Raw genomic sequence first — 23,898 nt, forward strand, 5'->3', positions numbered from 1 at the left:
GCCCGGGAGTCAGGTCAGCAATGGTCGCAATCCGTCGAGTACGTGCATGAGCCCGAACTCGAAGGCGTCGTCGGGGGCGCCGGGCGCCTGATGGAGCTCACCGACCGCACTCCCGACCCGGTCCGCAAGGGGGAACGCGCCGTCAGGAACGACCGCCGCGAGTGCGGGGCCGACGATCTCCCACCATCGCGCATCGCTCATCCCGGTCTCCACGGCTGCCGACCGCTCCCCGACCGCTTCGCGGGCGTTGCCGGTCACGAAGGCGCCGATCAGTGCGATGATGTTGTCGCGCTGCACATCCGAGATGTCGGCAGACTCGAGCAGCTCGAGCTGTCGCTCATAGCGGGCGAGCCGGTGGGGCCCCAGCACCTGGCGCCAGGGCGTGGCCTCCAGCAGCCACGGGTGGGCGAGACACTCGGCGCGCAGTGCACGCGCGACACCCGCCAGCGACTCCACCACGGTCGGCGAGCTCGGAGGCATCGGCGCGTCCGCCGCCACCTGGTCGACCATCAGCGCCACCAAGACGTCACGTGTCGGTACGTAGGTGTAGAGACTCATCGGCCCGACGCCCATCTCGGCGGCCAGTGCGCGCATCGACACCGCGTCGAGTCCCCCCGCATCGGCGAGGCGGATCGCCGTCGTCACGATGTCGTCGATCGAGACCCGCTGTCGCGGACCGCGCCGCGGACCTTCGACTCCGGCCTCGGCCCGCCACAACAGCCGGACCAGCACGCGTGCGTCATCAGCGGTCGACACGGCGAAGCCTTTCCCGTACGGTGTACCGAGTAGAAACTCCGTACACCGTACCAAGAGGAGCCCCTGCTGACCATCCAGGCCACATATCTGCCGGATCTCCATCAATTCGCCCTGTGGTCGTCACACGATCCCGATGCCGCACACCGTCCGGACTCGTGCCGCCTGGCGGTTCCCGAGGGCCGCGGCCTCGTCGTCCGCGACGTCCGTTGCGACCTCGTCGACGTCCCGACGCTCGTCGCCGCAGGCGAACCGGGCGAACCGGGCGAACTCAGCGCGTCCGGTCCGGTCGCCGAGTCGGTACACGCCTGGCAGCGCACGCTCGCCGGTGATTCCGCGACGTCACTGCCTCTCGCCGCGCACGCCGAGGTCGACCCCACCGGCACCGCGATGACCACGGCCGAGTTCGCGCGCTCGGCGATGCACGACTGTCTAGCCGCAGAGGACGCACTACGCGACTCGCTTCGAGCGAGCCTGCGGCCGTATCAGATCCGCGGCGTCGCATGGCTCGCCCGTACCGCGGAGGTCACCGGTGGCGCCGTGCTGGCCGATGAGATGGGACTCGGCAAGACCGTCCAGGCCATCGGGCTGCTGACGCTCCGGGCACACGAGGGACCCCAACTGGTCGTCTGCCCGACGAGCCTCGTGACCAACTGGGCACATGAGATGACCCGCTTCGCGCCCACACTCGACGTGCACACCGGACCTCTCGATCACACCCCGGAGGCGCCCGGTTCGGTCGCCGTGATCTCCTACGCGAGACTGCGGTTGAGCATCGAGGCGATACGCCGGTATCCCTGGGCGACAGTCGTGTTCGACGAGGCGCAGGCCTTGAAGAACCCGCGGACCCAGGTCTCCCGCGCGGCCAGCTCCATCGACGCCCGCGCTCGCATCGCGTTGACGGGCACGCCCATCGAGAACAGTCTCGACGACCTCTGGGCGATCCTCCGCGTCATCGCGCCCGGAGTGTTCCCCCACCGGGCGGTGTTCCGACGCCGATTCACCAGGGCCCTGGACGACGGTGACACCGGAGCACTGCACCGACTCCGGGTCGCGGTGTCGCCGGTGGTGTTGGCGCGTTCCAAATCCCGCGTGGCGTCGGCACTGCCACCGAAGATCTCCAATCCCGTTCTCGTCGATCTGACCGACGAGCAGGCGCAGCTCTACGACGCCCATCTTGCACGCGTGGAAGACGATGGGTTCGGCGATGGATTCGAGAGGCACGGAAGGATTCTCGCCACCCTCACCCGGCTCAAACAGATCTGCAACCATCCCGGTCTCGTCACCGGCGACACCCGAGTGCTCACGGGCCGCTCGGGCAAACTCGATGTGTGCACAGAGATTCTCGTCGACAACCTGCGTACCGACTCCCCCACGCTCGTCTTCACCCAGTACCGCGACACGGGCGAACTCCTGGTCCGTCACCTCGCCGAGCAGTTCGGTGTCGACGTCCCGTTCTTCCACGGCGGTCTTCCACCGGGCCGGCGCGATGAACTCGTCGCCGACTTCCAGGCCGGCCGGGGCCCGGGGTGATGGTGATGAGTCTCAAGGCCGGCGGCGTCGGACTCACCCTTACTCGCGCGTGCGACGTCATCCATTTCGATCGCTGGTGGAATCCCGCGGTCGAGGCCCAGGCCTCCGATCGGGTGCACCGCATCGGTCAGCAGCGTCCGGTCACGATCACGACCCTCACGTCGGCCACCTCTCTCGAGGAGCACATCGACGACCTGCACCGCCGCAAGTCCGCACTCAGCGCGCACGCCGACGACTCCTCGGCCCTCGCCGAGCTGACCGGCCTGAGCGACGAGCGGCTGATCGACGTCCTGCGCCGCAATCGGGAGGTGCGATGACCGCCGGCCCACCCGCCGAGTTCGGCTTCAGCCGCTGGGGTGCCGAGATCGTCCGGCTCGCCGAGCCGATCTCGACGCGCTCTCCCAACCAGCTCGCGCCACGCGCCCGCAGTGTCGCCCGCAATGGCGGAGTCACGCTGACGGTCGACGGACGATCGGTCAGCGGTCTGGTCCAACGGGGTGGCGAGGCGTCGGTGGCACATCTCGAATTCGGCCCGATGACCTCGGCCACCGCGTCAGCCCTGCGCGAGCTGCTCGGCGCGTCCACCGAACCGACCGACGACATGTACCACCGGCTGGTCGAGGCCGCGGCGTGGTCGCCCGCCGGTCTCGATGTCGCCGACTGTTCGTGTCGCGCGCGCGGCGATCGGTGCCTGCACATCCTCGCGACGCTGTACGCGCTCGCCGCCGCGGTCGACCGGGAGCCCGCCCTTGCCCTCCGGCTCCGCGACTTCGAGGGATCGCTCGACGGCTCGTCCGTCGACGCCGCACCGGATCCCGACGCACCATCGAGTCGGATACCCCCGCGCTGGTCGGCGCTGACCGCGTTCGATGTCAGGGACTACTGGCAGTCCGGGCCTCGCGCCGACCTCCCTCGCTGACCGGAGGTGAGAACGAGAGAAGCCCTCCCGGTTTCCCGGGAGGGCTTCTCTACTGCTCGGTGAGCGGGGTGTGTCAGGCGTTGCCCGACAGCTTCTCGCGGAGCGCAGCGAGCTGCTCGTCGCTGGCCAGCGATCCGCCCGCCGACGACCCACCGGTCGAGCTGCTGCTCGACGAGGAGCCTCCGCGGCTCTCCGTCGCCGACGAGTAGTCGGTCGGGACGTTGGCGGCCTCGGCGGCGGCAGCGGCGAACTTCTCCATCTGGGCCGTGTGCATCTTGTGGCGACGCTCGGCCTCGGCGTACCGGGCCTCCCATGCCTCACGCTGCTTCTCGAAGCCTTCGAGCCATTCGTTGGTCTCGGCGTCGAAGCCCTCGGGGAAGATGTAGTTGCCCTGCTCGTCGTAGCTGTCGGCCATGCCGTACTTCGAGGGGTCGAACTCCTCGGTGTAGTCCTCGTTGGCCTGCTTGAGGCTCAGCGAGATCCGGCGACGCTCCAGGTCGATGTCGATGACCTTGACCATCGCGTCGTCACCGACGGCGACAACCTGATCCGGCACCTCGACGTGGCGCTCGGCCAGCTCGGAGATGTGGACCAGACCCTCGATGCCCTCGTCGACGCGGACGAACGCACCGAACGGCACCAGCTTGGTGACCTTGCCCGGCACGATCTGACCGATCGCATGGGTGCGGGCGAACTGACGCCACGGATCTTCCTGGGTTGCCTTGAGCGACAGCGACACACGCTCGCGGTCCAGATCGACGTCGAGGACCTCGACGGTGACCTCGTCGCCGACTGCGACGACCTCGGACGGGTGATCGATGTGCTTCCAGGACAGCTCGGAGACGTGAACCAGACCGTCGACACCGCCGAGATCGACGAACGCACCGAAGTTGACGATCGAGGACACGACGCCCTTGCGGACCTGGCCCTTCTGCAGCTGGTGCAGGAACTCGCTGCGGACCTCGGACTGGGTCTGCTCGAGCCATGCACGACGCGACAGGACCACGTTGTTGCGGTTCTTGTCGAGCTCGATGATCTTGGCCTCGATCTCCTTGCCGATGTACGGCTGCAGATCGCGGACGCGACGCATCTCCACCAGCGATGCCGGGAGGAAGCCGCGCAGCCCGATGTCCAGGATCAGGCCGCCCTTGACGACCTCGATGACGGTGCCCTTGACGGCCTCGTCCTTCTCCTTGAGCTCCTCGATGGTGCCCCACGCACGCTCATACTGCGCGCGCTTCTTGGAGAGGATCAGACGACCTTCTTTGTCCTCTTTGGTGAGAACCAGGGCCTCGACCTCGTCACCGACGTTGACGACCTCATTGGGGTCGACGTCGTGCTTGATCGACAGTTCGCGAGAAGGGATGACGCCTTCGGTCTTGTAACCGATGTCGAGCAGAACCTCGTCCCGGTCGACCTTGACGATGGTGCCTTCCACGATGTCGCCATCGTTGAAGTACTTGATCGTGGAGTCGATGGCGGCGAGAAAGTCCTCGGCAGTGCCGATGTCATTGACGGCTACTTGCGGCGAGGTGATCGTGGGGGACGACATATGTTGAGTTGCTCCGGACAGGTGTGTAGTAGGTACGATTTCGTCAAAGCTTTGTTGATCGACACCACCTGGACCAGCCTGTCACCGGTCAGGTCAGGTGCGAACCGCGCGTCATAGCGCACACGCGCGTGTAGAAGCCTACTCCAGCGGCAATGTGCTGGGCAAATGGCTCGTCGCATGAGTGCGCACCGACGAGCGCCCCGCGGGCGGATGAGATGATCGCCTGGTGGCCCACTCGCTCGAACTCCTCCTCGACGACTCGTCCGACCAGCAGGTTCGTGCCGAATGGGCCGCACTCGCCACGGCGGGATTGCCCCATCAGGGGCGCGTCGCCTCGGCGACCAACCGGCCCCACGTGACGCTCGTGGCCGCGTCGCGGATCGATCCCCAGGCCGATGCGGCGCTCGCCGGGGTCGCCATGCGCCTGCCGGTCGGCATGCGGCTCGGCGCTCCGATCGTCTTCGGCGCCGGCACCCGATCGACGCTCGCACGACTCGTGGTGCCGTCGAGCGAACTCCTCTCGGTCCATGCGCAGGTCTGCCGGCTGTCCGCCGACTTCGTCGAGTCCGGACAGGCGGGCGCCTCGGCGACGCCCGGGAGTCGCGGGTCCGCGTTCGCGCACACCTCCCCCGGGCAGTGGACACCGCACGTCACCCTCGCACGACGGATGGACGCCGAGCAGCTCGTCCGGGCACTGGCCGTCCTCGACCCGCGCGCCGAGATCGTCGGCGAGTTCACCGCGCTCCGCCGCTGGGACCCCGACGAGGGAGCCGACGTGGTGCTCGCGGGGCGGGCCTGCTGAGGGACGCCACGACAGCGCCGCCGATCACGCCCGAGAGACCCGAACGGCGTCAGGCGGATGCGCGGCCGGAGCCCGGGCCGCCGGGCAATACGCCGAGAAGGCGCCGAAGCCGGGACCTCCGCCGGAATCGCGGACAGGAGCCGGCGCCGCACAATGCGCACTCGGTGCCTGCCCGATAGTGCTCGTGCGCCGCTCGGTCGTGACCGCATCGGCAAGTCTCGTCGCCCACGGCGCAAAGATTACCCACTCGGGACCGAAATCCACCGGCTATGACGTGAGGTCGCTACACGGAATACTCGGTCACCCAGTCGACGAGCATCTCGCCACCCGGCACCGTCGGCCCGCCGAAGTTGTCGAGTTGCAGACAGAGGTGCATCGAGCGGGGCGGAAAACGGGAGACGTCGGTGCTCTGCGCCCACAGCTCTCCGTCGAGGTACACCGCGATGCGGCGCGGGGTCCATTCCACCGCCCACGCGTGCCATCTCGTGGCGTCGACCTCCACCCGGTGATGTTCGATGTCGTCCTGCGCTCCGTAGTGCAGGTTGTATTCGACCGAACGGCGGAGCGGATCGATGATCTCCATGAAATCGATCTCGCCTCCGACCGGCCAGTCGTTGGTGTCGGGCCATAGCAGCGCCACCGCGTGCCACGTCGGCGCGGCCACCGAGGACCGCGAGCAGATCTCCCAGCGCCCGAATCTGCTGCCCCCGCCGCGAACGGCCATCCCGCCCGAGCTGCCGTCCGGGCGGGCGGTGATGACCAGGTTGCCGTCCGAGACGGCCACCGCGTCGGGCGTCCGACGGCCGTTGTCGGCGTGACCCGGACCGTCGTAGATCCACCAGTTGTCCAGCGAGGCCTCGGTGTCGAAGGAATCCAGTTTCGACGGACTCCCCCATCCCCCACGCTGCGCCGCGGTGGCGGTGCACCGTTCCGGATCCGCCGATGACGACCCGACGCCGAGCTGATGACCACCGACCAGGGCGAGGACGGCGATGACCGCGAGCGGCAACGCGATCCAGAGGTATCGACGGGACAGCCCTCCGGAGCGACTCCGTTGACGGTGGCGGTTCACCGGCGAGCCCGTGCGTCGATTCGGCCCACGAGATCTCCGTACGCCTGCACCGAATGCTGCCAGGACGCGGGATCATCGAAGGTCGTGTCGCGCATCGTCGCGACGGTGACGAGGGCATCGCGCAGGGCACCGATGTCCCCCGACGGGAAGAACACGCAGCCGTCGTAACCCCGCGCCGCCTCCGTCAGGGACGGTACGGCGGTGATCGCCACGGGGAGGCCGAGGGACATGCCGACGTGCAACGGGCCGCTGGCCGACGATCTCCGGTACGGCAGGACCAGGGCGTCCGCGCCGGCGAGCCAGCTCGCCGCCTCGGCGTCGGTCACGTAGCGGTTGACGAAGGTGATCCGATGGGAGAGCGGACTCGTGCCGATGCGCTGGGCGGGCAGCTCCCACCCTTCCCAGGTCTCCCCGATCACCGTCAGCCAGAACCGTTCCGGGTTCTCGAGGGTCTCGAACGCAGAGATGAGATCCTCGAGCCCCTTGTAGGGCCGGATGGTGCCGAAGTAGGTCAGGTTGGTGCAGTCCGCCGGCGCCACCCGCGTCGGTCGGGAACTCGACGAATACTGCCGGAAGGGCCCGTGCCGTACGACCTCGACGGGTTTCGAGCCGATCGGATAGGTCGTGGCCAGGGGTACCAGATCCGCCTCGGAGTGGATGACGAAGCCGTCGACGAGTCGCAGCAGGAGCGTCATCATGATGCGGGTGTACCGACGCACGAGAGGTATGTCCGCCTCGCCGGTGTCCTGTATCTCATGCATCTCCATGATGATTCGCGATCCGCGGCACCGTGCCACCGCGGCGAGCAACAGATAGCTGTGCGCGACGGTCCCGGTCCACCACTGGAAGGTGACCACGTGCGGGCGACGCCGCCACAACAGCAAGAGGGCCCGGAACATGGACGGGAACCAGAACCAGTCGACCCCGTCGTAGACGTGCATCTCCCGTGGATACTCGAGGTCGGCGATGGGTTCGCCGACCCGTTCCGCGCCCGGGTACATCCGGGTCGGCAGCAGGCGTCGCATCAGGACGACCGAAGTGTCGTACCGCGTACCGAGCGCTTCGCTGAGAGCGTGCGTGTAGTAGCTGATCCCGCTCACGAAGTGCGGCCCGGAGCCCACGACCATCACCCGCTCGATGCCGGTGTCCGGTACCGAGGGTGCGGGGGCCTCCTCGATCACCAACGGGTGAGTCCGTTGAACCACGTCACCACATCCTCTCCTTGCAGGCACGACGGATCCAGGTGCGGTCCCGTGCATTCGACGATCGAGATGTCCGCCACGCCACCGAACCGCGCGCGGAACGCATCGGCATTCGCCGACGTCGGGACCAGGGTGTCCGACGGGCTCACGTAGAAGCGGATGTTGCTGCCGCTCAATGATTCCACCGGCAGTTGCATCGGATCGACCGCAGCCGGATCGGGGTTCGCGTCCGCGATACTCGTCCGATAGTCGGCAGGCGCCTGGTCGAAATTCAGCGCGGGCCCGATCGCGGCGAGCCCTCGGGGCCGCAGGTCCGGATCTTTCGCCAGCAGGTTCATCGCGGCGATCGCTCCCATCGACTCCGCGAGGAAGAACACGTCGGAGACGCGATACCGGTCGGCCGCCCAGGTCGCCAACTCGGCGTAGTTCAGCTGGGACGCATTGTTTCCGAATGCATTTCCGCCCGCACGACTGGCCACGACCGCGTAGCCCGCGTCCGTGAGATCGCGCACGAGAGACCGGTGCGGGTCATCCTTCTCGAGGATCGACTCGTCTTCGTCGAGCCCGTGGAAGTAGACGACGACGCCTCGTGTGGTCACATCCGCGTCGACGACGCCCACAGTGTTCTCCCCGTCCACGACCACGCGGTCACGGGTGAGGCCGCCGTCGTCGACCGTCGAGCACCCCGTCGACGCGAGCACTGCCGCCAGCATCATGACGAGGCCGACACGGCGCATCACTGCACACCCGCCACTGACTCGTACAGCGATCCGACCCGACTCGCACGCACCGGAGCGGTGTACTCGTCGCGCACACGCTCGGAACCGGAACGCGCCAGCTGTTTCCGCAGGAGGTCGTCCTCGGCGAGCCGGACGAGTGCCGCGGCGAGATCGTCGACGTCCCCCGGTTCGACCAGCAACCCGGTCTCCCCGTCCTCGATGAACTCCGCCGGCCCGCCCGACCGGCAGGCGATCACCGGTAGCTCGCACAACTGGGCCTCCAGCAAGATCATGCCGAACGGTTCTGCGTAGGACGGACAGGCGAGCACGTCGATCGCGCCCAGCACGCCGGCGATGTCGTCGGTGTGCGGGACGACCCGCACCGCCTCACCGAGCAGTTCCGCACCCAGTGCGGTCAGCTCCGACAGGTACCGTCCATCGTCGGTCCCCGGCGAACCCACCAGGGCCAACTGCAACGGGTGTCCCTTCTCCCGGGACCGCGCAACCGCTCTGACCAGGATGTGCAGACCCTTCTCGGGGTCGACGCGGCCGACGGCGGCCACGATCAGTTCGTTCGGGCGTGCCGCGAGCCGTGCCCGCCACGGGGTGTCGGCCGCGCCGTTCCCTTCTCGGCGGGTGTCGAACCGGCGGGGGTCGACGCACTGCGGGACCACGACCACTCCGGCTCGGGCCCACGTCGGCACCTGGTCCCGTGACGCGGCGCTGATGGCGATGGTCGCACCGGACATGCGGATCAGCGCGCCCAGAATCCAGCGCGGGAGACCCGGCGCGACGATCTCGTGGAGTTCGAGCACCGGCCTCGCCCCGGTGAGCAAACCCGCGATCACGCAATCCACGTGCGTCATCAGCAGATTCGAGTGGATCACGTCGGCCTCGGTCTCCCGGACCGAGCGAACCAGCCGGCCGGTCGCCCGGACCGTTCGCCACACGCTGGTCGACAGCGCACGCAGACCATGCCACCGGCGGCCATCACCGGACCGCAATCCCTGCCGGGCGGGAACATCCAGCGCGTGGAACCCGAGACCCGTCTCGCGCCAGCGCTTCTCGAAAGTCCCGCCTGCGGGAGCGGCGAGGGTCATGTGGATCGCGGACTGCTCGAAGTGCGCCGCGATGTTGAGGAGGCTCTGCTCGGCGCCGGTCACGTCGGGCGACGGAGAGACCGCCAGGACCCTGATCACCGCACCCTCCCTCCCGCGACGATCGCGCCGAAGTCATGTGTCAGCGCGGCGAGCGCAGCGCCGACGCGGTCGGCGTCGACGACGTTGTCGTGGAACGAGACCGACAGCAGACTCGCCTCGCGGGTGTGCAGGCCGACAACCGTCACCCCGTGGGGCCCATCGGGTTCGGAACTGCTCGCGTACACCGGACGGCCACCGGGCGCGAACGGGATGTCGGTGCGCATTCCGACATCGGAGAAGGAGACGACCGCGGGCATGCCCCGGTCGGCAGACTCGGGGATCGCGGTGCGGTGCCGTCGTCCGCCGGTACGCACGGAGGACAGGACCGCCCCGGCCAGGGGCCGGCCCGTCCGCAGACCCGAGCGGATCGACTGCGACACATCCGAGATCGAGGTGCGGTCGTCGATCCGGATCGGCAGCGAGCCGAGGAAGTTGCCGTTGATCCAGTCCCCGTCGAGGTAGGTTCGCAGGTCGACGACGACGTTCGAGATCGGCGCGATGACGATGCCGGCCTCACGCAGCGCCCGGGTGACCGCGAAGGCCATGACCGCGAAGTTGCTGACCTTGCCCGACGCCTCCCGCGCGGCGGACAACGCCTCATCGCGGACCGCACCGTCGATACTGGTGTACAACGTCTTCCGTGAGGGTCGCCAGGGCACCGTCAGACCGGACGCCGGCGTCTCCGGACGATCCGGCCGGTCGGTGAAGGCCGCGCGCAGCCGTTTCGGGTCTCGCCCGAAGGTCGCCCAGGCGGCGGCGAGAACCGGTGCCCGTCCCGAAGGGTGCGAGGCCACCGGCTTGTACCCGCCACCGGACGCCGCGCCGGCCACGGCCTCGATGAGGGCGCCGTTGCTCCGCCCGTCGCCGAGCGCATGCCAGACCACCATCCCGAGATATCCCGGGTACACGACGAACTGGAGCGGCAGGTGCGGGTCGGCGTCCGCGACCATCGCATCCACGACCTCACCGATACCCGTGGTGTCGTCCCACGCCGCGCCCTCGGTCACCATGGCCTCGGTCGGCGCTCCGGGTATCCAGCGCAGCTCGTCGCGGTCGAGTCCCCATCCGATGCGGGCATGGGGATTCTCCTCGGCCACCCTGGCCACCGCCGCCCGGACACCCTCGAGGGGTGGCAGGTCGATGGGGCCGAGCAGCAGGCTCAACACCGTTCCGACCCATGGCCGGTCGCGCCTCTGCAACGCGAGGGGGTCCGTCCGACCGGTGCTGCTGCCGGCCCCGGTGTCACTCGTCACCGCATCGCTCGTCACGGTTCTACTCATCTCAAAGCCTCCTGGTACAGGTAGACCCACGCGCCGGGACGGTCGTCGACGACCTCCCACCGCGGGTCGGTGGACACGTGGGCGCGTAGGTTCGCGACCGAGTCGGCCGGGAACATTCCGAAATAGGCGCCGTAGGCCCGCATCGGTTCGGACAGCACGAGATACGTCGGCCGGTCCCGTCCGGTCACGACCGACATGAACTGCTGGTAGTCGGTGTCGGACGCGAAACTCCGGCCGCGCATTCCGGGTACGAACATCAGCGAGTGGTCGTAGGTGTCGGTGAACTCGGCGAAGCGCACGTAGTCGCCGGTGCTGCGCTCCGGCCACGTCGGCACCAGCGGCGTGACGTAGGCGGGAAAGACGTTGCCCTCCAGCAGCTCCTCGCTTGCCGCAACCTGCGGGGCACCGATCAGATTCGTGTACCAGTTGGCCGAGGACGCCTGTGCGGCCATCACGGTGACCAACAAGAACACCGCGAACGCCGGCACGGATATGGCCGGCCGAGAACGTAATCCACCCACCAGCGCCGGAGCCAGGACGAATGCGCAACCGACCAGCGAGTAGAGGAACACGCGGAACACCGCTTCGCCCCCGTAGCTCTGGCCACCGAGAATCAGGATGGGACTCAGCGCCAGCACTCCCAGCGCCCAGACCGGCTGGCGACGTCGCCATCTGATCAGCAGGACGGTCGCGGTGGCGCCCCACATCGACACCGTGAGAAGTCGCATCACCCAGCTCGCGACGACCTGTCCGGCCATTCCGGTGAGTCCCGCACCATTCGTCCGCGCATTGCCCGTGACATCGCTGGAGAACAGCGTGTACTGCGATACGACGTCGAAGTTGTAGGCGAGAACCGCGGCGAGGGCCGCGGCCATCAGCAGGACGACCCACCAGGGCTTGAGTTGTCGCCCCAGCACGAGTAGGCAGGCAGCTCCCAGGACCCAGTACGGGGTCAGCTGATGGGAGATGGCGAGAGCAGCGAAGAGGATCACCAGGGCGAGGGTCCCCGCGGGCCGGGTCCGGGACAGCCCGATGAGAACGAGGATGCCGACCGTGAGGAGGATGGCGAAGGCCTGGGGAGCGAAATAGTCCTGTTCCACCCAGTTCAACGACACCACCAGGAACGTCGCCGTCAGACTCTGGTCCCGCGTCAATCGCCAGGCACGCGCCGCGGCGTAGACCAGAGCGGCCAATGCGAGACAGAACACCGGGGTGAATCCGTGCGCGATGTCGATCGGCTCGACGCCGGTGAGATCGCTGAGCCAGGCGGTCAGTGCGAAGAGCCCGGGCCAGCCGTTGTAGACGTCGACACCGTGCGCGAGCGAATGACTCTGCTGGACATGGTCGACAACACCCAGGTGTTTGTAGGTCCATGCATACATCGGCTCCTCGGTGGAGATCGCCCGCGGAAGCCGCTGACACACGACCATCGCGACGATCGCCGTCACCGCCGCGGGCGAATTGCGCTGTCGTATCGCAACACCGAAACCCAGTGCGGCGAGCACGATCGAGATCGCATACGTCGGCGACGCCCCGGCGAGCAGTCCGAACTGGTTGAAGGCCGACGTCGGGATCGTCCGGACGCCGTGGACGAAACACGCCAGGCAGAGCGCCAGCACGACCCAGGGTGTCGCCACCCGGCGCCACGGCGGGCGGACCCGTGCCGCCGACCCCGCCGCTGTCGAACCCGTGGCTGCCGATTCGCGTGCGGTGGTGATGGGCTCGATGGTCGGGGTGGCCGTCATCGCCGCACCGCCCGGGACGCGAGGTACCTGCCACGCAGCAGTCCTCCCACGCTCGTGAGCGCGCCGAGGCCCGCCAACAGCGCCGATGGATCCCAGAACCCGGCCATCAGCAGACCTGTCACCGAGAAGGTGCAGATGGCCGAACCGAGCGTCGGGACCAGCACCCAACGCGCCGAACCCGGCAGGTATGCCGAGAACGACACCGCGAGTGAACCGGGCCCGGCCAGGACGAACACTGCCACCGCCAGCGCCTGCAGCGCGCCCGGCAGCACCCCGGCCGCCGCCAGCATGCCGATCGCCCCGCACCAGACGGCGGTGCCTGCCAGGCGGCCCGCCAGGATCGTGTTGCCCCGGTCCCCCCACATCTGCTCGCGACGAAAGTCGAAGAGCCCGGCGACCCCGCGCGCACGGTTGCGCAGCGGAGTGCCGCTACGCCCGGCGAGTCTGCCTCGCAGCAACCTCCACGGACCACGAACGACGCCGGTCAGCTCCCGCCGGCGTACCGTGGCCAGCTCGGGCTCCGCCGCGAGCGCCGCGGAATGCTCGACGTCGGTGACTGCTCCCAGATGGCGCACACCGACGACGAGTCGTTTGGCGACCATGCCCGTGGTGCGGGGATGCACCAGCATCTTGACGAGCAGGGCGCTCAACCCGACTCCGTAGTCGTGCATCTGCTTGTCGAGTTCGGCGACGGTCTCCCGATGGCTGTGCCAGACGATCGCACCGGGCTCCCTCGCGAGGAGCCGGCCCGACAGAAGGATCCGCACGAAGATGTCCATGTCCTCACCGCTCCCGGCGGGCGACCCGGCGCCGAGCGCCTCGTCGAACCCGCCGAGTGCAGTGACCGCCGCCTTGCGCACAGCGAAGTTGGCGCCCGTCCCGAACTCCGACACGCGAAGCGGGAACAGGTCGTCGTCCGCCGCGTGGTCGTCGAGCCCGTAGAGCGCCGGTTCCCACCGCCGGGCCCAACCGACCCGATGGTCGAACCAGGCCTGCGTCGGCGTCAGCACTTCCACCGACGGCACCATCCCGCAGACGCAGGCCACGCGATAGTCCCGTTCGAAGCCGATCACGAGGCGATCGAGCCACTGCGCGTCGATGACCACGTCGTCATCGGTGAAGGCGACGATGTCGTGGATAGCATGGCGGACACCGACATTGCGGGCGATCGACAATCCCTGCCCGACCGCGTCGACGACCCGCACCGGAAGGCCGGAAGCCGCTTCGACGACGGGCCGGGTGACACCGCTCGCCGGGTTGTTGTCGACCACCAGGATCTCGAACTCCGGGTAGTCGAGTTCGACGAGGCTCGCCAACAGCCGCGCGAGATGGTCCGGGCGGTCCCTGGTGCAGATCACCACCGACACCGCGGGTGAGGTCTCCCGACGCGGTTGCGACACGAGACCGGGCAGTTCACGGGCGCGTGTGCGCAGAATCGACCCGTCGACCGTACCGTCGACGATCGGGACCTGGACGAAGCCGAGAGGTTGACCGTCCCGTCTGACGAGAAACCGTGCTTCGGAGAAGCCGGAGCCGCCGACGACCTCGATCCGCCCGGGCGGGATGTCCCCGTCCTCGACCTGCCCCACCCAGACGGCTCCCGACCACACCGGACCCGCGCCCACGATCTGTCTGACCGGTGTGAGCGTCGCCGGTCCAGTGGACGTCTCGGTGTCTCTCATCGCTTCTCCTTCTTCCGAGACGAGCCGCGGGACAACACTTCGCGACCACGGGCACTATCACCGAAGTACCTGCGCCCGAACACGATCCCCGCTCCCGCGGTGAGTACTGCCTGATGCGCGAGAACGACCCACGCCGCACCGACGGCTCCCAACGCCGCGCAGCACGCCGGCATCATCGCGAACAGCAGGATCGCGGTGGCGCCGCTGAGTACCAACGGCGCCCGAAGACGCCGCTCCGACTGCCGCAGCGCCGCCCACATCAGATAGGGCAACCGGATGATCGAGCCCGCGCACAGCACCACGACCACGGCAAGAGTCGTGCCCCTGTCGTAGGCCGGGTTGAGCACATGGAGCGCGGTGGGAACGACTGCTGCGGCGCCGACCGATCCGAGCACGGTCACGACACCCGCACGGGCCATGAGCCTCTTGGCCATCGCGCCGGCCGAGGCGGGCTCCGCGGACGCATGAACCGCCAGCGACACCGCCATCGACGCACCGATGAAGTCGAGGGTGGACACGATCGCGAAGACGAGGGCGAATCGCGCACCGTCTTCGGGACCGGCGAAGAGTGTCACGAGAAATGGAGTGAGGGCGAGAACGCCCAGGTTGAGCCCGGACAACGCGGTCGTACGGCTGACCACGCGATGGAACTCGACCATCGCCTGTCCCGCGGAGATGGTTCCGCTCGTGGGTAGCCCGTCACCGGTGTCGATCAGCCGCCTGATCGACGGCCGCAGCACCACCACCATTCCCGCAGAGGCGATCACCACCGCGAGGGGCACGCTCTGCCACGCGATGGTCGCACAGAGCACCGGCAGCACCACGATCTTGGCGACGCCGTGCGCGATGTTCGACGGCGGTGTCCAGTTCGCCCGCCCGATGGCGATCAGCGTGGCGCTCTGCAATCCGTATGCCGACCAAGCGATGATCCCGACGACGACGACGGCGGCAACCGCGTAGTCGCCGCGCACCTCGGACAGCGAGGTGATGACCACCAGGCCGCTGACGATTCCGGCGACGGTCGACAGCACAGTCGTCAGGCGGAGGCCACGCCGGAACACGGCTGGGCGGTCGCGACCGACGGCGGGCAGGATCGCGGTGTAGGCGTCGCCGACACCCGCGGCGATGACCGATCCGACCGCAGTGATGACCGACAGGACGGCCGTCATCACACCGAGCTCGTCCGGTGCCACGAACCGCGCCGAGAACGCCCAGAAGGCAACCCCGAGAACAGCATTGATCGCCGAACCGATGGCGACCGCAATCGCTTCGCGTTGCACTCGCTGAGCGCCGTACCGTGAGGTCGATGGATGCCCGGCGTCGAGGTCAGCTGACATTGCGGGATCTCGCCCAGCCCGAGTCGCCGCGCGGTTCCGGCGCGGCTGGCACCGGCGGCAGGTTCCGGACCGGGCCCACCGACCGGGCCGACCTGCGCTGATGGGTGAATTCCTGACGGATCGTCCGCAGCACCCGGAGTCCGTCGCGAACCGCGTTGAGGTTGCTCTCTCCGTGGATCCTGTTCGCCTCGAAGCTGTGCACCTCGGCGACCCGAAGACCGCTCACCGCGATACGGACGTTGATGAGTGTCTCGATCTCGAAACCGTCGCCCCACTGCGGATCGGGCTCAGCCGTGGACGGCAGTTGCATGACGCCCAGACACTGCCGCCAGAACGCGTTGTAGCCGTAGCACAGATCGGTGAACCGACACGAAAAGAGGGTGTTCACAATCAGATTGAGTCCCCAGTTCCCCACGCGGCGAACCTTGGTGATGTCCGCGCTGCCGCCGCCGGCCACGAACCGTGAGCCCTTCGCGTAGTCCGCACCGTCCACGAGCGTCGAGACGTACCGCGAGATCTCCTGCGGGTCAGTACTTCCGTCGGCGTCGATCATCACGATGATCTCGCCGGACGAGGCCGCGAAACCGCAGGCCAGCGCATTGCCCTTGCCCTTGCGGGATTGGGTGACGTGTATGCCGTCGGGCCACAGGGCACGACCCACCGCCACCGTGTCGTCGACCGAATGCCCGTCGACGACGACGATCTCGTCGACGTCCGGTGGCATCCGCGCCGCGACATGCGGCAGGTTCCTCGCCTCGTTCATCGCAGGCACTATCACCGAGACCTTCGGGCGCGGGGTTCCCGGCGCCAGATGGTCCCAGATCCCGGGAACAGCAGAACTCCCCCCGGGAGCGAATTGATTCTCCCCCATGACAAAAACCTTTTCCGGTCGACCAGAAGCGAAGCGCTCACACATGGTCGGTCCGACATGCCGGCAACCGCGGCGGCCTGTCGGACCAGTGAGTTGCGCATGAAGCCCCCGAACTCGGGGCTGGGCGACGCCGGAACCTTTCCCCCCGGAATGGTTTCCCCCCGTGCATCGCTGAATCCAATCTGGCACAGAACCCCTAAGCGCGCAATCGCGACAGTGTGAACAACGCATTTCCGCCCAGTGAGTTAAATCACGGAACCGTTTAACGTTGCGCACCAATCCGTTTGGATGCGCGGTGCGAACCAGTCACCGACAAGGCATCGCGAATCGACCCCTTTCCGCCCGCCGATATGGATGGCCGCGAAATCATTTCTTCCATACCTTCAGGGAATGTTTCCCGGTCGGAGCTGATTTCCGAGAGCACCGGCGACGCGGTTTCGCGATCGCCGTGAGAGCGACGTGAGAGGTGCTGCCGCCATCATCGGGTCATGACCGAAACAACGACACCCGCCACCGACTCATCAGCACCGGGCGCCGACGAGTTCGCCGAACGACTCTTCGGTTCGGCCCTTGCCACCGCCGAGACCTTGAGCGTCTATCTCGGGGACCGGCTCGGGTGGTACCGATGCCTGTCCGAATCCGGCCCCCTCACCGCCGACGGGCTCGCCGAACGCACCCAGACCAACGCGCGCTACGCCCGCGAGTGGCTCGAGATGCAGTGCGCCTTCGGCATCCTCGACGCCGACCTGACGAACCGGCCACCCACCTTCGCGATCTCGCCGGGCGTCGCGGAGGTGCTCACCGACACCTCGAGCCTGTCGTATCTCGGAGCACTCCCGCGCATGTTCGCGGCGGCGGCACGTCATCTGCCGGAGCTGCTCGACGCCTACCGGCACGGCGGAGGCGTCAGCTGGGAGACCCTGGGCGCCGACGCGCGCGAGTCCCAGGCCGACCTCAATCGGCCGTGGTTCGACGCCCGACTCGCTCCTGCGCTCGCCGGCGTCGAACACCTCCACGAGCGGCTGTCGCGCCCCGGTGCCCGTGTCGCCGACGTCGGGTTCGGAGCGGGCCACTCGACCATCGCTCTCGCCCGGGCCTACCCGGAGGCGACCTTCATCGGACTCGACGTCGACGAGGCGTCGGTCCGGATGGCCCGTGCCAACGCCGCAACCGCGGGGGTCTCCGAGCGTGTGACCTTCCTTGTCGCCGATGGTGACGGGGCGGCGGCACACGGTCCGTTCGACGCCGCCTTCGCTTTCGAGTGCCTACACGACATGCCCCGGCCGGTCGAGGTGCTCGCCGCGGTCCGTCGCTCGCTGGCACCCGGCGCCTCGCTGATCGTCATGGATGAGGCGGTGTCCGACGAATTCACCGGCCCCGCAGACGATCTGGACAAGATCATGTACGGGTTCTCGCTGTTCGTCTGTCTACCCGATTCGATGAGTTCGCCTCCGTCGGCAGCCACCGGCACCGTGTTCCGGTCGTCGACCCTGCGGCAGTACGCCGACGATGCGGGGTTCGCCGGCGTGGAAGTCCTCCCCATCGAGGACTTCAGCTTCTTCCGCTTCTACGAGCTGACCACCTGAGCTGGTCGGCGCGCCCGGTGGCCAACGCGGTCAGGGCCACGTCGACAGCATCCGAGGGTGTCACCGCCGCACCGGTGGCCACGAGATCGTCCGCCGTCGTGTCACCCACCGCGTCACGGATGCGGTTCTCGGCCGAGCGGAGTCGTTCGACATCACTCCCGAACGGATCGGACCCGGCCACCCGGCTCGCGCGCCGAATGGCGCCGAGCAGCAGCGCGGCCGGTTCACTCCGTCCGAGCTCCACCAAGACATCGACCACCGAACGCAGGGTCACCCACTGATTGGTCCAGTTCCCGGTCTGTCGCCAGTGCTCGAGTACGTCGACGTAGAGCAGAGCGGCGCGCTCGGTATCGCCGGACCGCGCCACGATCGACGCCCGAGACGCCATCGCCACCCCGAGCAGATACCGATCGCCGTGACGGCGCGCCGATCCGATGGCGCCGTCGAGAAGTTGCCGTGCCCGGACGGGATCCGTGTCGAGCAAGCACTCGCCCGAGACGTATCGGCACCATGCGGCGACCACGTCCTCCCCCGCGGTCGAGCAGGCGATCTCGAGGGCACGGGCCGCCGGGTAGGAGTCCTCGCCCTGGTAGGAGCGGATGAGCAGAGCGCTGATGTCGGACATGTGCGCCGCGCCCGGCATGTCGGCCACCAGCGCGAGTTCGCGAAACGTACGCGCGTCTCGTAGCGCGGCGTCGAGATCCCCCTGGAAGAGTCCGACGTCGACCAACATCATGTGGAGATAGACCCGGACGGCCGGGCCGGGGTCGGCGGCGAGGCCCTGGTTGGTGCAATGCCGAGCGGCCGGCAGATCCCCGTCGAATCGAGCGCCGCCGGCCGACACGGCCCACACGCCGGCACCGAGCAACGAGGGTTCGTGACGGTCGACGAGGACCCGTGCCCACCCAGTGACTTCCGGGCTCATGGTCAGCTCGAGATAGGGAATCAACCCTTGCAGCATCGTGTCGGCGAGGTCGAGGTCATGAACGCCCGCGTGGTCGATCGCCTGCCGCACGTCGTCGAGCCGGTCGTGCACCAGTCGCGCGGCCTCGAGGTGCCCGCGTCCGTAGACGTCGCATCCCAACGGCCCGAGCCAGTCCGCCACCCACGCGGTGTGCGCACATCGCGCGGCGCCGAGGGCGTCGCGGCCGGTCAGCGACTCCGTACCGTACGCGCGCAACGTCTCCAGCATCAGGTAGCCACCCGTGTCGGTGGACACCATGGACGCCTCGACCAGTTCGGCCACGGCGTCGGCCACGGCGTCGCGGGCCAGCACACCGATGGCCTCCGCCAGGAACTCCGCGTCGTCGAGGCCGAACCGAGAGGGGAAGACGCTGAGCACGTCGAACAGACCGCGTGCCGGTTCACTCAGCAGCGTGTAGGACCAGTCGACGAGCGCATGGAGACTGCGGTGCCGAGGCTCGACTCCGTGTGGAGCCCGCAGGATTCGAAAACGCCAGTGCAACCGGTCGACCAATTCGGTCGGCGGGATCGCGCGGGCCTTGGTCGCTGCGAGCTCGACACCGAGCGGCAGCCCGTCGAGTCGCCGGCAGATCTCGGCGACCGCCGGCGCGCTGTTCGGGTTCAACTCGAACCGCGGGTCCCGGGCACGGGCGCGCATGCAGAACAGCCGCACCGCATCAGATGACTCGATGTCATCGGCGGTCGCGTCCACGTCGGGCACGGGCAGCGGATCGAGAACGATGATCTGTTCGGTCGCGAGTCCGAGCGGTGCCCGAGAGGTCGTGATCACGGTGACGTTCGGACATCGATCCTGTAGCGCGACAACGACTTCGGCCACGGCGTCCAGTACGTGCTCACAATTGTCGAGCACGAGCAGACCCTGCTGCCCGCTCAGGGCGTCGGCGAGTGCGTCCAGGGTCGGGAGGTCGCGCCGCATCGTCGACCCCGTCGCGGACGCCACGACATGCGCGACCCCGTCGGGACTCCCGATCGCCGCCAGCTCGGCGAACCAGACGGGACGATCGCTCACCGACCGTGCGTGCCGACGGACGAGAGCCGTCTTGCCGACGCCTCCGGGTCCGACCACAGTGACCACCCCGCCGGCGCGGATGGTTGCCGCCAAGTCGGCCAATTGTGCCTCGCGTCCGATCAGGGACGCCGATCCGGACTGCGGTGCACCGTCACGCGCATCCGAGGCGGTGACCGTCCGGTCGTGGGCCGGTTTGTCCGGGTCCGGCGCGTCCGGGTCCGTCGCGACACCGAGCGTCCACGATGACGACTCCCCGTCGAGAATGCGGGCGTGCAGCTCGCGGACCGACACGGCCGGATCGGTGCCGATGTCCTCCGCGAGACGTCGACGGAGCCGCTGGTACACGTCGAGCGCGTCGGCCGCACGGTCCATCCGCCACAACGAATCCATGACTCTCAGGTGGAGTCCCTCGCGATAGGGGTGCTCGTCGATGATCGGCAGCAACCGCACATAGGCATCCTCCGGGCGGCCGAGGGCGATCAGGGCGTCGGCCGCGGTCTCGACTCCCAGCACGCGCCGCTCGATCAGTGCCCCGACCTCCGCCCGCGCCCAGGAGGCGTCGGCGAACTCCCCGAAAGGCCTTCCACGCCACAGAGTCTCGGCCCTGTCGAGCAGATCGACCGCCAGTCGGGGCTCGGTGTCGACGACAGCGCAGGCGCGCGTCACCATGTCGTCGAACAACAGGGTGTCGACGTCGGCCCGATCCACCTGGAGGGTGTAGCCGGGTGAGGTCGTGACGACCCTCAGCCGGTCATCGACCTCACGCTGTCGCAGGGTTGCCCGCAGCCGGAAGACGAGGTTGTGCAGTGCGGACTCGGGGGTGGCGGGAGCTACATCCGTCCAGAGGATCTCGGTCAGCCAGTCCACGTCGGCGACCGCGTTGGCACGCAACGCCAGTGCGGCAAGCAGGCACCGGAGACGAGGGGTCCCGAACTGGGGTCGAGGCACGCCCGCGCCGTCCGATGTGTCCACCGGACCCAGCAGAGCGAGACAGACCATGGCCTTATCATCGCAGGATGTCCCCCAACCAGGCGGAATCCGAACAAACGACGTCGACCGGCCCCGGATCGAGCCGACCCCCGAGAATTCTCGGCGACGTCGACTCCGCGACCAGCGACCGTGCCAGCCGGTCGTGGTGGGATCACGACGCCGAGAACTACCACGACGAGCATGGTGATTTTCTCGGCGCGCATGCCGCGGGCGGCGACTTCGTCTGGTGCCCGGAAGGCCTCCGCGAATCCGATGTCCGGCTCCTGGGCGACATCGACGGGCGCGACATCCTCGAGATCGGTTGCGGTTCGGCGCCCTGTGCCCGGTGGCTGGCCGCGCACGGCGCACGTGCGGTAGGGGTGGACCTCTCGCGGCGGATGCTGGGCATCGGGCTCGACGCGATGGCTGCCGAAGGTGTGCGGGTACCGCTCGTGCAGGCCACCGCCGAGACCCTGCCCTTCGCGGCCGAGTCGTTCGACGCCGCCTGCTCGGCGTTCGGCGCGGTACCGTTCGTCGCCGACTCCGCCGGCGTGATGAGCGAGGTCGCCCGAGTCCTGAAGCCGGGCGCGCGTTGGGTTTTCGCCGTCAACCACCCGATGCGGTGGATGTTCCTCGACGACCCGGGCCCGGAGGGTCTGACCGTGCGGATCCCCTACTTCAACCGCACGCCGTACACCGAGACCGATGCCGACGGCGCCTTGACCTATGTCGAGCACCACCGCACGATCGGTGACCGTGTCCGTGAACTCCGTGCCGCCGGCTTCGTCCTCGACGACATCATCGAACCCGAGTGGCCGGACGGTTTCGACCGAACATGGGGCCAGTGGAGTCCGTTGCGTGGCAGCTACTTTCCGGGAACCGCGATCTTCTGCAGTCACAAGGCCGCCTAGCGGCACTCACAGGAGCTTCGACAGGAACTCCCGTGTGCGCTGTTCCTTCGGGTCGGCGAGGACTTCGCGGGGATCGCCCCGCTCGACGACGACACCGCCGTCCATGAAGACCAGCTGATCGGCGACCTCCCGGGCGAAACCCATCTCATGCGTGACGACCATCATGGTCATGCCCGAAGCTGCGAGTTCGCGCATCACCTTCAGGACGTCGCCGACGAGTTCGGGATCGAGGGCCGAAGTCGGTTCGTCGAAGAGCATGAGCTTGGGGTCCATCGCGAGCGCACGGGCGATCGCGACCCGCTGCTGCTGGCCCCCCGACAACTGCGCCGGGTAGGCATCGGCCCGCGTGGACAGCCCCACCCGGTCCAGCAGATAGCGTGCCTTGTCGACCGCTTCCGATCGCGATTGTCTCTTCACCTGCATCGGAGCTTCGATCACGTTCTCGAGCACCGTGCGATGCGGAAACAGATTGAAATGCTGGAACACCATGCCGATGTCGCGTCGCTGGGTGGCCGCGTCCTTGGCGCTCATCTCGTAGAGTTTGCCGCTGCGTTCGCGGTAGCCGATGAGATCACCGTCGACGTAGAGCCGGCCCGCGTTGACGACTTCCAGATGGTTCACACATCGCAGGAACGTGGACTTCCCCGACCCCGACGGCCCGATGAGACACAACACCTCACCGCGTGCGACCTCCAGCGAGATCCCCTTGAGGACCTGCACCGAACCGAAGCTCTTACAGACACGGTCGGCCACGACCATCGGCGGCGGCGAGCCACCGGGTGCTGCCGATGCGGCCGTGTGCTCTGGCTGGGTCATGCCTTCTCTCCCCCTGCCGGGCCGGCGGCGCCGCCGGGGGCCGTGGCCGCTCCGTCGGCCATCGTCTTGAGTTGTCGCGCGGTCAGCGCGCGGGTCGCTCCCTTGGCGTAATAGCGCTCTACGTAGTACTGCCCCACCATCAGGACGCTCGTGATGACGAGGTACCAGGTCGAGGCGACGAGCAGCAACGGGATCGGCTCGAAGATCACGCCCGAGATGTCACGCTGGCGTCCGTAGAGGTCGAGGGTCAGCGGGACCGCCGCCACCAGGCTGGTGGTCTTGAGCATGCTGATCAGTTCGTTGCCGGTGGGCGGGATGATGACCCGCATGGCTTGCGGCAGGACCGTGCGTCGCATCGTCTGCGACCACGACATACCCAGCGCGACCGAGGCCTCCGTCTGTCCCTCACCGACCGAAGACACACCGGCCCGGACGATCTCCGCCATGTATGCGGCCTCGTTGAGGCCCAGACCGATCACCGCGAACAGGAACGCCGCATTGAGGGTCTGGATGTCGAAGGAGACGAACTGGTGCACGAACGGGATGCCGAGGTCGATCTGTTTGTAGATCGCCGGGAACAGGCCCCAGAACACGAGCTGCACGTACACGGGCGTGCCGCGGAAGATCCACAGGTACACCCACGACGTCCCGCGCAGCACCGGATTCGGGCTCAGCCGCATGATCGCGAGGAGCACACCGAGCACGATGGCGATCGCCATCGACAGCAGGGTCAGGGCCAGGGTGTAGCCGACACCCGACAAGATGCGCGAGTCGAAGAGATAGTTGCCGTACGTGCCCCAGCTGTAGGCCTCGTTGGTGGCGGCACCGTAGATGAACAGCGCAGCCAGCACGATGATGATCACGGCGGCGATCCACTGCCCGGGACGACGGAGCGGGACCGCCTTGATCGGTTCCGGTTCGGCCGATGTGGTGGGGCCGGCCTGTGGTGACGTCACC

At 68.1% G+C, this 23,898-nt stretch carries 18 protein-coding genes and 1 pseudogene; 5 read left to right on the forward strand and 14 right to left on the reverse strand.

The window, feature by feature from the left end:
- Positions 1–9 precede the first annotated feature (9 nt).
- The gene (locus tag AMD30_RS12455) at positions 10–756 is read right to left on the reverse strand and encodes a TetR/AcrR family transcriptional regulator (RefSeq protein ID WP_197282776.1); all 747 of its coding nucleotides are present in this window, start codon (positions 754–756) and stop codon (positions 10–12) included.
- Positions 757–918: 162 nt separating this feature from the next.
- Here AMD30_RS12455 and AMD30_RS12460 point away from each other — a divergent pair.
- Together AMD30_RS12460 and AMD30_RS12465 are read left to right on the forward strand one after the other, a co-directional pair.
- A pseudogene (locus AMD30_RS12460) lies at positions 919–2,603 on the forward strand (DEAD/DEAH box helicase).
- The gene (locus tag AMD30_RS12465) at positions 2,600–3,205 is read left to right on the forward strand and encodes an SWIM zinc finger family protein (RefSeq protein ID WP_055475856.1); all 606 of its coding nucleotides are present in this window, start codon (positions 2,600–2,602) and stop codon (positions 3,203–3,205) included. The pseudogene AMD30_RS12460 and the gene AMD30_RS12465 overlap by 4 nt, the downstream one beginning before the upstream one ends.
- A gap of 73 nt (positions 3,206–3,278) precedes the next feature.
- On the opposite strand, the gene rpsA is transcribed toward AMD30_RS12465, so the two are convergent.
- On the reverse strand, positions 3,279–4,757 hold the full coding sequence (rpsA, locus tag AMD30_RS12470; protein ID WP_055475857.1) for a 30S ribosomal protein S1: 1,479 nt from the start codon (positions 4,755–4,757) through the stop codon (positions 3,279–3,281).
- A gap of 226 nt (positions 4,758–4,983) precedes the next feature.
- On the opposite strand from rpsA, the gene AMD30_RS12475 reads away from it, so the two are divergent.
- Positions 4,984–5,559 carry a 2'-5' RNA ligase family protein gene (locus AMD30_RS12475; protein ID WP_055475858.1) on the forward strand — a complete coding sequence of 192 codons (576 nt, stop codon included), beginning with the start codon at positions 4,984–4,986 and terminating at the stop codon, positions 5,557–5,559.
- Between the two features lie 283 nt (positions 5,560–5,842).
- Here AMD30_RS12475 and AMD30_RS12480 read toward each other — a convergent pair whose 3' ends face one another.
- From AMD30_RS12480 to AMD30_RS12520, 9 genes are read right to left on the reverse strand one after another with little or no spacing between them, the layout of a single operon-like run.
- Positions 5,843–6,568: a glycoside hydrolase family 16 protein gene (locus tag AMD30_RS12480; RefSeq protein WP_231632706.1), complete on the reverse strand. Its 726-nt coding sequence runs from the start codon at positions 6,566–6,568 to the stop codon at positions 5,843–5,845.
- Between the two features lie 59 nt (positions 6,569–6,627).
- Positions 6,628–7,836, reverse strand: a complete 1,209-nt coding sequence (locus tag AMD30_RS12485) for a glycosyltransferase (RefSeq protein ID WP_231632707.1) — start codon at positions 7,834–7,836, stop codon at positions 6,628–6,630.
- Positions 7,809–8,570: an alpha/beta hydrolase gene (locus tag AMD30_RS12490; RefSeq protein WP_010842433.1), complete on the reverse strand. Its 762-nt coding sequence runs from the start codon at positions 8,568–8,570 to the stop codon at positions 7,809–7,811. The genes AMD30_RS12485 and AMD30_RS12490 overlap by 28 nt, the downstream gene beginning before the upstream one ends.
- The gene (locus tag AMD30_RS12495; protein ID WP_055475860.1) at positions 8,570–9,751 is read right to left on the reverse strand and encodes a glycosyltransferase family 4 protein; all 1,182 of its coding nucleotides are present in this window, start codon (positions 9,749–9,751) and stop codon (positions 8,570–8,572) included. Before AMD30_RS12495 ends, AMD30_RS12490 begins: the two co-directional genes overlap by 1 nt.
- Positions 9,748–11,031: a hypothetical protein gene (locus tag AMD30_RS12500; RefSeq protein ID WP_035717242.1), complete on the reverse strand. Its 1,284-nt coding sequence runs from the start codon at positions 11,029–11,031 to the stop codon at positions 9,748–9,750. The genes AMD30_RS12495 and AMD30_RS12500 overlap by 4 nt, the downstream gene beginning before the upstream one ends.
- The gene (locus tag AMD30_RS12505) at positions 11,028–12,776 is read right to left on the reverse strand and encodes a hypothetical protein (RefSeq protein ID WP_055475861.1); all 1,749 of its coding nucleotides are present in this window, start codon (positions 12,774–12,776) and stop codon (positions 11,028–11,030) included. Before AMD30_RS12505 ends, AMD30_RS12500 begins: the two co-directional genes overlap by 4 nt.
- Complete coding sequence (locus AMD30_RS12510; protein ID WP_055475862.1) at positions 12,773–14,458, reverse strand: glycosyltransferase family 2 protein; 1,686 nt, start codon at positions 14,456–14,458, stop codon at positions 12,773–12,775. Before AMD30_RS12510 ends, AMD30_RS12505 begins: the two co-directional genes overlap by 4 nt.
- On the reverse strand, positions 14,455–15,795 hold the full coding sequence (locus AMD30_RS12515) for a lipopolysaccharide biosynthesis protein (RefSeq protein ID WP_055475863.1): 1,341 nt from the start codon (positions 15,793–15,795) through the stop codon (positions 14,455–14,457). Before AMD30_RS12515 ends, AMD30_RS12510 begins: the two co-directional genes overlap by 4 nt.
- The gene (locus AMD30_RS12520; protein ID WP_425307025.1) at positions 15,785–16,666 is read right to left on the reverse strand and encodes a glycosyltransferase family 2 protein; all 882 of its coding nucleotides are present in this window, start codon (positions 16,664–16,666) and stop codon (positions 15,785–15,787) included. The genes AMD30_RS12515 and AMD30_RS12520 overlap by 11 nt, the downstream gene beginning before the upstream one ends.
- Before the next feature lie 488 nt (positions 16,667–17,154).
- Between AMD30_RS12520 and AMD30_RS12525 the strand changes: the two genes are divergently transcribed.
- Positions 17,155–18,252, forward strand: coding sequence for a class I SAM-dependent methyltransferase (locus AMD30_RS12525; protein WP_055475864.1), 1,098 nt, complete (start codon positions 17,155–17,157; stop codon positions 18,250–18,252).
- Here AMD30_RS12525 and AMD30_RS12530 read toward each other — a convergent pair.
- A complete protein-coding gene (locus AMD30_RS12530) occupies positions 18,218–21,217 on the reverse strand; it encodes an ATP-binding protein (RefSeq protein WP_231632708.1) in 3,000 nt (999 codons plus the stop codon). The genes AMD30_RS12525 and AMD30_RS12530 overlap by 35 nt on opposite strands.
- A 44-nt stretch (positions 21,218–21,261) precedes the next feature.
- Between AMD30_RS12530 and AMD30_RS12535 the strand changes: the two genes are divergently transcribed.
- Entirely contained in the window at positions 21,262–22,125 is an 864-nt protein-coding gene (locus AMD30_RS12535) for a class I SAM-dependent methyltransferase (RefSeq protein ID WP_055475866.1), read from the forward strand.
- Positions 22,126–22,131: 6 nt separating this feature from the next.
- Here the strand turns inward: AMD30_RS12535 and AMD30_RS12540 are convergent, their stop codons facing one another.
- Together AMD30_RS12540 and AMD30_RS12545 are read right to left on the reverse strand one after the other, a co-directional pair.
- Entirely contained in the window at positions 22,132–22,941 is an 810-nt protein-coding gene (locus AMD30_RS12540) for an amino acid ABC transporter ATP-binding protein (RefSeq protein ID WP_442902700.1), read from the reverse strand.
- Entirely contained in the window at positions 22,938–23,897 is a 960-nt protein-coding gene (locus tag AMD30_RS12545) for an amino acid ABC transporter permease (RefSeq protein ID WP_055475867.1), read from the reverse strand. Before AMD30_RS12545 ends, AMD30_RS12540 begins: the two co-directional genes overlap by 4 nt.
- Position 23,898: the final 1 nt, after the last annotated feature.

Source organism: Gordonia sp. HS-NH1 (genome assembly GCF_001418765.1).
Taxonomy (GTDB): Bacteria; Actinomycetota; Actinomycetes; order Mycobacteriales; family Mycobacteriaceae; genus Gordonia.

Bases quoted from the DNA above. Each gene is read 5' to 3' on its own strand.
- AMD30_RS12500 (WP_035717242.1), bottom strand. From the start codon at position 11,031: ATGAGTAGAACCGTGACGAGCGATGCGGTGACGAGTGACACCGGGGCC.
- AMD30_RS12520 (WP_425307025.1), bottom strand. From the start codon at position 16,666: ATGGGGGAGAATCAATTCGCTCCCGGGGGGAGTTCTGCTGTTCCCGGG.
- AMD30_RS12535 (WP_055475866.1), top strand. From the start codon at position 21,262: ATGTCCCCCAACCAGGCGGAATCCGAACAAACGACGTCGACCGGCCCC.
- AMD30_RS12540 (WP_442902700.1), bottom strand. From the start codon at position 22,941: ATGACCCAGCCAGAGCACACGGCCGCATCGGCAGCACCCGGTGGCTCG.
- AMD30_RS12490 (WP_010842433.1), bottom strand. From the start codon at position 8,570: ATGCGCCGTGTCGGCCTCGTCATGATGCTGGCGGCAGTGCTCGCGTCG.
- AMD30_RS12515 (WP_055475863.1), bottom strand. From the start codon at position 15,795: ATGTCAGCTGACCTCGACGCCGGGCATCCATCGACCTCACGGTACGGC.
- AMD30_RS12505 (WP_055475861.1), bottom strand. From the start codon at position 12,776: ATGACGGCCACCCCGACCATCGAGCCCATCACCACCGCACGCGAATCG.
- rpsA (WP_055475857.1), bottom strand. From the start codon at position 4,757: ATGTCGTCCCCCACGATCACCTCGCCGCAAGTAGCCGTCAATGACATC.
- AMD30_RS12510 (WP_055475862.1), bottom strand. From the start codon at position 14,458: ATGAGAGACACCGAGACGTCCACTGGACCGGCGACGCTCACACCGGTC.
- AMD30_RS12525 (WP_055475864.1), top strand. From the start codon at position 17,155: ATGACCGAAACAACGACACCCGCCACCGACTCATCAGCACCGGGCGCC.
- AMD30_RS12465 (WP_055475856.1), top strand. From the start codon at position 2,600: ATGACCGCCGGCCCACCCGCCGAGTTCGGCTTCAGCCGCTGGGGTGCC.